This is a genomic window from Neolewinella aurantiaca (assembly GCF_008014675.1).
Classification (GTDB): domain Bacteria; phylum Bacteroidota; class Bacteroidia; order Chitinophagales; family Saprospiraceae; genus Neolewinella; species Neolewinella aurantiaca.
Genome location: NZ_VOXD01000003.1, coordinates 124,928 through 136,717, shown reverse-complemented (window position 1 = coordinate 136,717; position 11,790 = coordinate 124,928). Strand labels below are relative to the sequence as shown.

At 53.7% G+C, this 11,790-nt stretch carries 9 protein-coding genes; all 9 read right to left on the bottom strand.

The genetic code is table 11. The features are described from left to right. Positions 1-9 precede the first annotated feature (9 nt). Positions 10-558 (bottom strand): prolyl hydroxylase family protein, encoded by a 549-nt coding sequence (locus FUA23_RS02855; protein WP_147929201.1) that lies wholly within the window; start codon positions 556-558, stop codon positions 10-12. Between the two features lie 53 nt (positions 559-611). Next, positions 612-1,037: a gamma-glutamylcyclotransferase family protein gene (locus FUA23_RS02850; protein WP_147929200.1), complete on the bottom strand. Its 426-nt coding sequence runs from the start codon at positions 1,035-1,037 to the stop codon at positions 612-614. An 18-nt stretch (positions 1,038-1,055) separates the two neighbouring features. After that, entirely contained in the window at positions 1,056-2,018 is a 963-nt protein-coding gene (locus tag FUA23_RS02845) for a ThuA domain-containing protein (protein WP_147929199.1), read from the bottom strand. A gap of 71 nt (positions 2,019-2,089) precedes the next feature. Further along, positions 2,090-2,584: a GyrI-like domain-containing protein gene (locus FUA23_RS02840; protein ID WP_147929198.1), complete on the bottom strand. Its 495-nt coding sequence runs from the start codon at positions 2,582-2,584 to the stop codon at positions 2,090-2,092. Positions 2,585-2,662: 78 nt separating this feature from the next. Continuing rightward, positions 2,663-4,813, bottom strand: a complete 2,151-nt coding sequence (gene recQ, locus FUA23_RS02835; RefSeq protein WP_147929197.1) for a DNA helicase RecQ — start codon at positions 4,811-4,813, stop codon at positions 2,663-2,665. A 217-nt stretch (positions 4,814-5,030) separates the two neighbouring features. After that, a complete protein-coding gene (locus FUA23_RS02830; RefSeq protein ID WP_147929196.1) occupies positions 5,031-5,372 on the bottom strand; it encodes a hypothetical protein in 342 nt (113 codons plus the stop codon). An 80-nt stretch (positions 5,373-5,452) separates the two neighbouring features. After that, on the bottom strand, positions 5,453-7,807 hold the full coding sequence (locus FUA23_RS02825; RefSeq protein WP_147929195.1) for a T9SS type A sorting domain-containing protein: 2,355 nt from the start codon (positions 7,805-7,807) through the stop codon (positions 5,453-5,455). A 189-nt stretch (positions 7,808-7,996) separates the two neighbouring features. Then, the gene (locus tag FUA23_RS02820) at positions 7,997-9,946 is read right to left on the bottom strand and encodes a T9SS type B sorting domain-containing protein (RefSeq protein ID WP_147929194.1); all 1,950 of its coding nucleotides are present in this window, start codon (positions 9,944-9,946) and stop codon (positions 7,997-7,999) included. Between the two features lie 108 nt (positions 9,947-10,054). Then, positions 10,055-11,755 (bottom strand): T9SS type A sorting domain-containing protein, encoded by a 1,701-nt coding sequence (locus FUA23_RS02815; RefSeq protein WP_147929193.1) that lies wholly within the window; start codon positions 11,753-11,755, stop codon positions 10,055-10,057. Positions 11,756-11,790 lie beyond the last annotated feature (35 nt).

The window sequence follows — 11,790 nt, the reverse complement described above, 5'->3', positions numbered from 1 at the left end:
GGTAGACAATTAGGTGTTTCGCCGGTACATCACATCCGACCGAAGTACATATTTCACACCAGCAATCACCTCTGCACCTTCGTGTAACAACGCGTGCTTAAAGATCAAGAGCATCCCCGCTTCGGGAACGACAGTAACGTCATCAAAGTTAGTAGTACCGCCCTCCATCTCATCGTTGAGGTAGACCATAAAGGTGTATTCACTCCACTCGTTAATGTTGCGAATGTAGGAGCCATCCTTGTGCGGCTTGAAACGATGGCCGGGCTGATATTTGTAAAAACGAAACCGTTCATTCAATCCGATCGCGCTACTGATCTTAAGCTTCCTGGGAACATAATCTTTCACCCGCTCCCACAATTGACGTTCCAAAGCGACGTCATCCAAAATATACCGCTCGTTATTGCGGACAGACTTGGCCATCACCTGCTTACGGCCGACCGTAATTTTAGCATCTTCATATCCGGCAGCTTCGGTACGTTCAATCCAATACTCACATTCGGCGGGCGTAAGAAAACCGCGAACGGTAAAGATGTGGGGAGATAGGGTAATGAATTCCATACGTCAGAGAATTTATTGCGAGGCAATAAGATGAATAGCGCTAAGAGTCGCCATTACTCCCCATTCACGAACCGCCCGTGATCAGCGTTGCCCACGTAATAAGCCGGGTAATCACCCTTGGGTATCAGCTGTTTGCCTTCGGTTTCTCCCATAAAAACGTAGGTTTCGGCCTTGAAGGTTCCTCCACCGCTTACCTGAACAGCAATTTCAACCCTCGAGTATTCGTCCTCCGGCTCACCGGTAACGGATTCATAAGCGTCGAGCATTTCCATCGTCAATGCTTCACTTTCGGGGTTGATGTGGTAGAGTTCCCCCTTTACCAATTCCTCCCCGCCGGGCACGAAACCTGGGTACATTCCGAGATCATACAAGCTTCCGGGAGTAGTAGCTTTACCGATCAGCGTTGCCCGCCGACGCAAAAACTTACTCATGGAACTGGGGATATTGCTTAGAAGTGAACCGTAAACGAATAGATGCATAGTCAGGTTATTTTATCACTATTTGTCTTGAAGAATGAATGTCCGGCTTGAAGAAGCCCCGGCTTGGGGAAAATCTTCCGGTAATTCCTGAGTGACCGATCCCGTTGCAGCCCATTCCACGCCCCGCAAAAAAGAATAGATAAAACCGACACTCTCGAACGACCGTGTATCATGCCCAAGCGTAGAATGAAAAACACGACCTTTTCCGTAATCGAGCACCATCAGTACCGGTTCGTGTCGGTCTGTAGGTGCGGTCTCGGACTGGTCTTTGCCCGTGGCGAGAATTGTCATCTGTTCTGCGGGGCCTCGCAGCTTTGCGTAACACTCATCCGCCGTAGTCATCCAAACAGGAGGCATCCCTTTAGTTATGGGATGCGCGCTATCACGAACCGTTATCGGAAATTCATGACGCTTTCCATGCTGCCCTGCATTTCCGGGGGAAGTATCTCTTCTAAGTTCTCCCTCATTTGTGTAGTAGACGTAGGGGCCCGACTTCTCATTGCGACCTCCCCAACCGCCTAAACCGATCATCCGGTTATAAGCCGGCCAATGGGGGAAGGAATTGTCTGCAGCATGGATAGACACAAAACCACCGCCTTTAGCCACAAATTTCTCGAATTTTTTCCTGGTCGATTTCGGCCAGGGTGCTGCTTTCCACCCGAAGTTAGAAACAACAACATCATAGCGTTTGAACTTAGGTTTGAAGCCGGGGTCACTCACCGGCTCGTTCAAATCTTCGGTTTTCTGACGGGTCGCCAAGGAAAGGTACTCGGCCTGAGTCTTCCCCTTCCAAGTAGTACCTGTTCGTTCCACATCGACGGTAAACAACCCAGTAGACTCCAGGTACTGCTTCATCATCACCGTAGACTTTGGCCAAACAACATGGTTATTCTGACCGTCAATGATCAGTACCTTTATCTGAGCACCTCCCGATAACGGAAAGAACAACAGCGCGCAAAGAAGCAATAAGGTATTTTTCATAGTTATATTTTCTTATTGGGATTAAGGTGTGACTTCGTAAGGAACTGGCTTGAAAGCCAGTAGGATGAAGTTCAGACGTCTCCTTTCCTGGCTTTTATTGGTATCCATATTTTTTCTTCCGAATCCGAAGATAAAGGGTCATACCCCTCCGGCATGGTATCAAAATGAGGTCGATTATCCAACGAATAGCCCGAAGATGGCAACCAATGCTGCAAGATATAACCAAAGACCATGGGGGCATCGGCGGCAGGCCCTTTGTGGTGAAAACAAGCGTACAGTCCGCCGGGAATTGTGATGATTTCAAACCCTTCCTGACCGGGGCAATCATCGCTTACCGCTACCGCAGCCCACTTTAAGAACTCAGTTGCGGGCCCGAACTCGGCAAAGCTGATGTTTTCAGGGTATATCCTCAGGTCGTAGACCCAGGCATCTGTTCTTCCGGGGACATTGTTTCTCACTGGCATAAAGCGCTGAAACAAGGCACTTGTCTGGTCCTGTTCCATTGACATTTTCCGGGAGTGACCAACTAGCTTTTGCGGCCTGAGCGTAAGAATTTCGTGTTTCATGGAGTTTTAGTTTATCCGAAAGAGCAGAGCTTTAAGGATGCTTGTCCCGGGCTGCCACAGCCCTTAACCAAACACTTTTCAGCTTACCGACTCAGCTCTTTTGCGCATCGCCCAAACGAAATGAATCTGTCCGTAATCAAGTGCATCCGGCCCGTGTTTTTCCGTAACCCATTCCAAAACGGCTTTGGCTCCGGTTCCCTCTTCGGGTAGCGCGGCGAGGGCTTCTTCGACCCATCCGGGGGCTTCAGGGCGGAAAAACCGGGTCACGTCCAAATCTGCTCCTTCGCCGTAGCACTTTGCCAGATGACTGGTAACGGTACTTTCTGCAATACCGCGACGCTCCGCGATTTCCCGGATGGATGCTCCGTTCTTAAAGGCCTGCAGGCTCGCTTCGTGACTCGAAAGATCTCCCCGCGATGCTTTATCCTCACGGCGCACGTGCTTTTTAATGACCGCCATAAACTGCTCCCCGAAGCGGTGGAGCTTGCGCTCCCCAACCCCGCTGATGCGGCCCATCTCGGCATCGGTAACCGGTTTTTGGGCGACCATTTCGTTGAGGGTTACATCGTTAAACACGAGATAAGGCGGAATACCGAATTCACGTGCAAGTTCCTTGCGGAGTTCGCGGAGTTCCTCGAACAGACCGAGTTTTTCCCGCTTTGCGGCAGCGCGTTTGGCGGTCTTCTGCTTCTCGACCTCCCGGCGTTTTTTCACCGTCGTCATTTTCACCAATTCCACTTTATCCCCTTCAAAAAGGACGCGGCGGGCGGCGGGGGTAAGCTTCACCTTATTATAGTCTTCGTGGGCGATGTAGAGGTACCCGAGGCTGATGAGCTGGTTGAAGTACTGGGTCCAGTCGAAGGTAGAAATGTCCCGGCCAGCGCCGTAGGTCTTAATTTGATCGTAGCCATTCTTGCGGAGATCCGCCCGGCCGGAGCCGCGCAGAACATCAATCACCATACCTACCCCAACGCTCTGTTTCAGGCGGGCAATGGCAGACAGAGCTTTTTGCGCCAGCACCGTACCGTCAAAGTGCTCCGGCGGGTTGGCGCAGATGTCGCAGTTTCCGCAGTTTTCCGAACTCTCTTCGCTGAAGTAATTGAGAAGTATTCTCCGCCGGCAGGCAAGGCTGTCGGCGTACTCTTTCATCCGGTCCAGTTTGGCCAACTGAAGTTCCGACTGGCCGTTGGAGCCGATCATATCTTTCAGGACGTTGTAATCGTTGTAGGAATAAAACAGCAGCGTGTCTGCCTTCGCTCCGTCCCGCCCGGCACGACCAATTTCCTGGTAATAGTTTTCCAGGTTTTTCGGCATGGAGTAATGGATGACCCAACGGACATTGCTCTTGTCGATTCCCATCCCGAAGGCGATGGTTGCGCAAACGATGAGGGTTTTGTCGTTGATGAAATCCGACTGGACCTCAGCCCGGCGCTCGCTCGGTAAGCCGGCGTGGTACGCCTCGGCGTTGTAGCCCGCTTCCCGGAGTTTTTCGGCCAGGTTCTCGGTTTGCTTACGGCTCAGGCAGTAAACGATGCCGGCCTGATCGGGCCGCTCCCGCAGGAAATTGACAATCTGCTCCCGCCGCTTTTGGCCCGGCCTGACGGAAAGGCTCAGGTTGGGCCGGTTAAAACTGGCAATGTGCTGCTCCGCTTCAGGAATCCCGAGTTGTTCGGCCATATCCCGGCGGGTCAGGCGATCGGCCGTTGCGGTCAGGGCCATGATGGGCACGTCCGGGAAGACCTGTTTCAGGCTTTTCAGCCGCGTGTATTCGGGCCGGAAGTCGTGGCCCCAGGCGGAAATACAGTGGGCTTCGTCGATGGCGAAGAGGCAAACCTTGCGGCGTTTCAGGAAGCTGAAAAAACCAGCGGAAAGGAGTTTTTCCGGGCTTACGTACAACAGGTGAAGTTCTCCGTTTTCGTAGGCATTTTCAACCCGGTGGCTGTCGGTTCCGCTCAGGCTGGAGTTAAGAAAGGCAGCACGGATACCAACGGCATTCAGCCCGTCTACCTGATCTTTCATCAGCGAGATCAACGGACTGACCACGACCACGGTCCCGTTCATCGTTACCGCGGGAATCTGGAAACACATCGACTTTCCGCCCCCGGTTGGCATCAGCACAATGGCGTCTTCGCCTTTATACGTCCGCTCAATGATGTTGAGTTGAAGAGGGCGAAAGTCGTCGTAACCAAAGTATTTTTTGAGCGCCGTGCGGGCTAGTTCGGGTGTCATATCGATTGAAAAACTGCTGTTCTCGCAAATATGGGTAAAATTACCGAATTAATCATCTTTTGTTTTAAACATCCGTTTTCCACCACCATAATTCATAAAAGTAACCGGCATAACCGGTTTCTCCGCGGATTCATTCAGCGGCGCGGACGCAGGTACAAAGAACGGTTTCCAGACGGAGCTCCGCGGCCTCAGGCAGTATGACTTTGCACTTTCAGCATCACTTCGTCGGCCGGATTTTATATCCGTTGAAGGTAGTCGCGGCCTTCTGCTGCGCTGCGTGAATGATGACGGGTAAAGTAGCTGACAAGACGGCAACATACCCTATCTGCCACAAAGCAACGGTAGCCGCTACGCCTACGACCCCACCAACGCCCGTAATTATCCTGTTCGGTTCCGCATGCACGTCATTCACATGAATGGTCTTTCGGTCGTGGCAGTTGCTACAGGCCGCAAGGAAAGTTTCTCCCAAATCGCGCTCCATCTCCACCCGGTCGGTGGCCATGGATCTGACTCTGGTGTTTTCGTGGCAGTTTTTGCAGGTAAAGTATTTCGAGGTCATGGTGCTAAAAATTATGTCCCTGCGAGCCATCGCAGCTCGCAGGGACATAAAGATAAATATCTGGTAGAAAGCAGGATAGTCTACCGCTTAACCACCTCCAGCAGTACGCGGCCGTTGCGGCCCTGCACATCGATGGTGTACATGCCAGCGGGCAGGTTGCCCAGGGAAACGTCGCTGATGCTTACGCCTTCGGGCCAGCGGCTCTCCGACATCCGGCGACCGTTCACGTCGAAAACCCGTACCGTTGCTCCGCTGAGCGGAGCAGCCAGTTCGATCCGCAATACATCAGTAGTTGGGTTCGGGAAGGCGCGCAGCGTCCGGATACCAAAGTCGTTGATGCTGTTTACCACGGCGTTCCCGGTAAGAGGGATCACCAGTTCGTCGGTGATTTCTGCATTCAGCGTCAGCGCAAGCACGAGCGTGTCTTCGTATGCCGTAACGGATTCGGGCGCAAACGTGACGAAGATGGTATCAAACCCTCCGGCTTCAATCTGCGTAGCGTCAAGGTCGTCAGCGGTGAACTGGTCACCAACGCTGAGGCTGGGAACGTACATCAGCGGTCCGTTACCGGTGTTGTTCAGCACTACCGCGATGGTAGAGTCCTGGAAGTTAAGCACTTCGCCGAAATCGACGGTTTCGGAGCCGGTGAGTACTACCTCATTTGCGCTGGCCTCGAGGGCACCAACGAGTGCTTCTGCAGATCCTTTGAGGTAGAAGGTCAGCTCTTCGGGGCCGTTAGCGCCATAGACAGAAACGGTCATACTGTCCAGAAAGTCTCCTCCGGAGGCAGGGCTGAAGCTCACAGCCAGGTTGCGCATGGCAGCGGGAGCGATGCTGTCGAGTCCTGCGGGCAGCGTCAGGGCAAAGGTTCCGTCAAGGGCTTCAGCGTTGGTTACCACTGCGGCCGTTGGGCCGGTGCCGGTACTGGTGAGGGTGATGAGGCCGTTGGCAACTTCACCTTCCAGTACCAAACCAAAGTCGAGCGTATCGCCGCTGCTCAGTGGAGCGGCCGCCGCGTCAGCAAAGCTGTATCCAGCCACATCTGCCGGCAAAGACCATAGTTCGCGGCCAAGGCTATCGGTAGCTTCGAAGACAATGAAGTTGCCCGCCCGGGCCAACTCGTTGGGCGAAGCATTTGCCTCTCCTGCGTTGATGTCCGTTACCCGTTCAGGTACTGAATTTCCGATCAGGCTGAGTTTCCACATCTCGATGCCAAATTCATCGTTCTCCCCCCCGAAGTAGAGGCACGACCCGGTATTGATCATATCGTTACCGCGGGTAACGGAGACTCCGTAGCGGTCCAGGATCGATTCAACGACCGGCTCACCCGCGTCGTTGAAGGTCAGGAAATGGTACTGGTTGGCAACGCTGTCTTCAGCAACGAAGGCCAGCTGATCAGCGCCCGCCAATCCCGGGATGATGACAAAAGCATTCGGACGGCTGTTGCGGGTTCCGATTCCGTTGGTGTTCGGGGTCAGGTTGATGTCGATCAGTTGGTGACCGTCAGGCGTACCGTTACTAACGTAAAGCTCTGTGCCCAGACTATCTGAATTGGCGGAGAACACCAGTTTACCGCCAAAGGAAGTGATGTTGCCCGGAGCTCCGTTAGACTCTGCAGCCCGGAGGTCTGAAATTCGGCGGACAGAATCTCCGTCATAAACGTGGAGTTCCTGACCGAAGAACTCTGTTGCCGCCGAGAAGTACAGCAAACCATTGTGGGAAGTGAACCCGTTCGGCGACAGGATCGGCTCAACCTGATTCGTCACCTGCATTGTCCCTGCTTCAGTACCGTCGCTCTTCCAGAGGTGAGTAGGCGGGCGGAAACCGGGGGTTCCGTCGAGGGCAGCAAAGTAAAGTGTATCGTTATGAACGATTTTCGACAGCGGCTGGCCACCGCTCAGTCCTGGTACGATTTCGGCAGCAAGGATTGTACTGTCTCCAGCGTCGTTCAGCAGGAACAATTCGGCGTTGGTAAAGGTGTCGATGGCCGTAAAGTAAAGGCGATCATTGTACGTAATCGGATCAAGCACGCCTCCCGTTGCACTGCCGGTGTTGAGGTCATACACCAGTTGCGTCCCGGCGGTGGTACCGTCGGTAGACCACAGCTCAGCGCCGTGTATTCCGTCTGTCGCCTGGAAGTAAACACGACCGTTGAAGAGGTGGAAGTTGTCCGGGTTACTCGATCCGCCCGAGACAGAAGTACTGTCGTTGATGTGCTTAAGGACCGACGTTCCGTCGGCGGTTCCGTCGGTGATGAAAAGTTCGGTACCCAGCGAGTCGGTTGTAGCACGGAAGAGTACTTTATCATTGTATTCGAAGAACCTTGTGGGGCTGGAACTCAGGCTCCCGGTTCTTATGTCCTGCAAAAGCGTTGCCTGCGCAGACAGGGTGCCGCAAAGAAGGACCGCGGAAAAAAGTGATAAAAGTAAACGCATTCGAATTGAATTTTAGTGAGCGAATTCCCGGTTCCCGGCGCACTCCCGGCTGAAGGAAGACCTTTGGAAAAAGGGATAGAAAAAAGCGGGCAAGCTGTTTATTTCTGGCGTTGGGCCCGGACGGGGTTTTTCAACCTCTCCTTGCACCTGCGCTGCGGCGCCCTGATGCATCATACTGCCCGTAAATATTTACCGCAGTAAAGTGATACTTCCGGAAACTGAAACCGGAGTCGTTGTCGTGGTTCCTGCCCCGTCTTCGGCACGGTAAGTGAGCACAAAGAGGTAAGTGCCTACGTCTGCCGGCTCCCCGTCGTTTCCACGGCCATCCCACAGGATGTTTTGATCGGAAGAGGTGAATACGACACCACCCCACCGGTTGAAAATGCTGAGTTCGTAATCAGTAACCCGCCCCGCAATGCCGGGCTGAAACTGATCGTTGATGCCATCGAAATTGGGCGAAAAGGCCGTTGGGAGGTACACCTTCGCGTCGGGCAAAACCGTCACTGCCTGGCGGATACTGTCCGAACAACCGGCGGCATCGGTAACTTCCAGAAATACATCATACTCTCCGGCAGATGTAAAATCGTAGCGTGCTTCGGGGCCATCGCTGCTCGTCAGGCCTGCCACGTCCCAGTACCACTCGGTGATCATCCCTTCGGAGCGATCACTGAATACGGCGGAACCTTCCAGATTGGTGAGCCTCGTCGGCGTGGTGAGGAAGTCAGCAACCGGACTTTGGTTCACCCGAATCGCCGCAGGTAGCGTAGCGGTAACTTCACAAACCGGAGAATAAACCAGGGTGGCCGACACTTCGTACTCGCCTCCTTCGTGGAAAGTATAGGCGGTTTCAGCCGTGGTGGAAATGATCGTTGTGTCGCCGAAAGTCCAGCGAAATCCGACTCCTGGCTCGGTGGTGAGTTCCTCGGTTATGTTCACCGTAAGGGGCGTGCAACCTTCCACCAGGTCCACTCTGATTTGTGGCGGAGCAACTTCCCGCACTATTATTTCGTAGCTGCCACTCTCTGCGCAGCCACCTTCTGCCAGGAAGTAAACCGTGTGTACCCCGGAGCCGGCCACCACCGGATCGAAAATCCCTGCAACCTCATCCGTAATTCCGGGTCCTACCCACCGGCCGGGGCCAATGCCTTCATCGACAGCAACCGGAGCTGAATAGTTACAGAGTTCCTGCGGATAAATGCTGCTGACGGGGAAGTTAACCTCCACGGTTACCGAATCCGTTTTGGTACAACCGGTATTCCCCGTTGCGGTAACGTAGTAGGTTGTGGAAACCAGCGGAGTCACCTCAAATGACCGGGTGGTATCGGAAATCTCACCGTCGGTCCAGTTGATGCTGTAATCGGATACGAAGTCGATGGTGGTGGTTTCGCCCGCACAGATGTTGAGGGTTTCGGGAACCTCTACGTCTACGTGGCGAACGTACAATTCGTCGAACCAAACGTAGCAACCCAGCTGAGGGTCATCGTTGTAAAGGCGCTGCGTGGCATCGCTCACATTACCCATAAATCCGAGAAAGAGGTATTCGTAGGCTTGATCTGCTTCGAAGTTGAGTTCCACGAGCGTCCATTCCGAGCCATCAATAACCTGGTCGGAGGCTACCCACTGGTTGGCCACGATGTCGAAGTTGAAAAGATTAGGATTGAACTGGGGCTGCATCGTTTCGGAAAAAAACACACCCCACTGATTGGTCACCAATTCCCTGGCGGGGTCATCTCTTTTATTCTGCACCCAGAAAGAAATTTCGTAACAATCTCCTGGCACCATCGGCTCCGTCAGTTGGGCGCCGGCCCATTCTTTGGAACCATCAGCGCCATTGGCTTTGTAGGCACCCATTACCCCGCTGCCGGCAACCGGGAAGCCGCAGTCGGTTCGTCCGTTGCCCAGCGGGCAGGGGTTGAGCCCCGATAAATTTGTGCCGGGGTTACGGCTGGTGTGGTGTAGGTCTGCCGTGCCGTTGGCGTTGTACCAATCCGTCATTCCGTCCAGTGTATTCCCTCCGTTGTTGGAGCCGGTCCAGCCTTCGAATCCCGGATCAGCGATGATGTTTTGCCCGGCGGCAGTTCCTGCCAGGTATAAGAGGAGGGAAAGAGCGAAACAGACTTTGGTGGCACAGAAATTCATAGACTGAGCGTTGAGTTGTTCCGTTCTCCCACTCAATAGAGCAGGAGAACGGCGTTGAGAGACAATATGAACAACACTAAAAACAATTAGAAGGCAAAAGCCCGAATCCTACAATTTCACGATTCTTTTCACCGCAGTTCCGGTTTCGGTCTGTACGCGTATAACGAGCATTCCGGCAGGAAAATCTCGTAGGGAAACGGTGGTATTAAGAGGCCCGAAGGCAGGTGCAAAGCTGCTCAACAAGCGGCCATTTGCGGTAAAGACTTCGATTTGGAGCGCTTGCAATGAGGGGTCATTGGTACGAAGTACGACTTCATCCAATGCCGGGTTAGGGTATGCTTCGAAGCTTGAAGACAGATCAACAAAGCGGACCGCTACCGGGCTGTCTTCCCCGTTGCAATCTTCATCAATGCCGTTGTTGGCGATATCGAACGCGCCGGGGTTGATCTCGAAGACGAAATCATCGCAATCGTCCACGATGCTGTAGCCGTCGCCGTCGGCGTCGATGAAGTTACCGTAACGAACCAGGGTAAGGTCGTTGCCGGTGGTTTGGGTTGCAGACGCGCCGCCGAGGACGATCTTGCCGTCGGACTGAACGAGGATGGCGTTCGGGAAGGCGAAGAAGTCGGAAGTCATCGTGGTTACAATTCCGTTGTCTCCCCAGGTAGAATCGATCACACCGGTGATGTCCATACGAACAGACAGGAACTGGCGCGGAGGGCCGGAGAATACCGTTCCGCCGGTTTCGCCGCAGACAACAATCATACCATCGGGCTGAATGGCAATGTCCAACCCTGCTTCATTAATGCCAGGGTTTACCGTCACGACGCCAAAAACACCGAAGTCGGGAACGCTGACTCCGTTGCCATCGAAGGCAGCAACGACGAGGTCGTTGCCATCCGTGGTTAGGTTTTGCCCGGTAACCAGGATGGTACCGTTGGGGTGCATCGTGAGGCCGTAGCCGTACCCCTGCAGCGGAGAGAGCAGCTCTCCGTTTACCGCGAAAGAAGAGTCGAGGCCGGAGCCATCGGGCTTAACTTTATAGAGCGATATACGGTCTGTCCCGCTTGGTTTTGTACGTCCTGAGGTGAGCAGATCGCCTTCAGGGGTTATAAGTAACTGACGGAGGCTGCTGGTGGCAGCACCTTCGAGGTGATCGTTCCACATGAACACACCGTTGGTGCCGAAGGTAGAATCAACCAATCCGGCAGCGTTCAGTTTCATGATCACGTTGCGGCTGCGACTGAAGCCAGGCACCTTGCTGTCTCCACCGAGGTAGATTTCTCCGCTGTTGGTAACAGCGATTGCGCGGGCGTAGTCTTCACTGCTGTCGATTTTCATGACCGTGCTTCCGTTGGTACCGAAAGCGGAATCAAGCTCTCCCTGAGGGGTGAGTTTGAACAGATGAAAATCAGTATCCGCCGGATCCGGAGTTGCCCACGAACCTGCGACCAGGAAGCTACCGTCGTCCAGCAACTCGAGATCATAGCCCAGGTCGCTGCCGCTGTCGTTGCGGTAACGGAAGACGCCGTTGTCGGCGAAGGTCGAATCATTGGTTCCGTCAGGGTTGAACCGCACCACTTGAATATCGAATGTCTCCGGATTAGGGTAACGCGAAGACATCACCGCAACCAACTTCTCGTCGGGCTGCTGAACGATGTCGTTGATGGTTTCTGTCCCCTCGGCAAAATCGGCGAGGAGGATGCCATCACCGGCAAACGTAGAATCGAGTTGGCCGTCCTGAGCGAATAATCCGCCGGTGCAACAAAATATTACTAGTATGAGCGGGGTAAACATTTTAAACATCATAAACTGAGTTGATTGTAGCAAAGCGAATTAACAGC

Excerpts from the sequence above, each read along its gene's own strand:
- FUA23_RS02855 (WP_147929201.1), bottom strand. The coding sequence starts at position 558 with ATGGAATTCATTACCCTATCTCCCCACATCTTTACCGTTCGCGGTTTT.
- FUA23_RS02850 (WP_147929200.1), bottom strand. The coding sequence starts at position 1,037 with ATGCATCTATTCGTTTACGGTTCACTTCTAAGCAATATCCCCAGTTCC.
- FUA23_RS02845 (WP_147929199.1), bottom strand. The coding sequence starts at position 2,018 with ATGAAAAATACCTTATTGCTTCTTTGCGCGCTGTTGTTCTTTCCGTTA.
- FUA23_RS02840 (WP_147929198.1), bottom strand. The coding sequence starts at position 2,584 with ATGAAACACGAAATTCTTACGCTCAGGCCGCAAAAGCTAGTTGGTCAC.
- recQ (WP_147929197.1), bottom strand. The coding sequence starts at position 4,813 with ATGACACCCGAACTAGCCCGCACGGCGCTCAAAAAATACTTTGGTTAC.
- FUA23_RS02830 (WP_147929196.1), bottom strand. The coding sequence starts at position 5,372 with ATGACCTCGAAATACTTTACCTGCAAAAACTGCCACGAAAACACCAGA.
- FUA23_RS02825 (WP_147929195.1), bottom strand. The coding sequence starts at position 7,807 with ATGCGTTTACTTTTATCACTTTTTTCCGCGGTCCTTCTTTGCGGCACC.
- FUA23_RS02820 (WP_147929194.1), bottom strand. The coding sequence starts at position 9,946 with ATGAATTTCTGTGCCACCAAAGTCTGTTTCGCTCTTTCCCTCCTCTTA.
- FUA23_RS02815 (WP_147929193.1), bottom strand. The coding sequence starts at position 11,755 with ATGATGTTTAAAATGTTTACCCCGCTCATACTAGTAATATTTTGTTGC.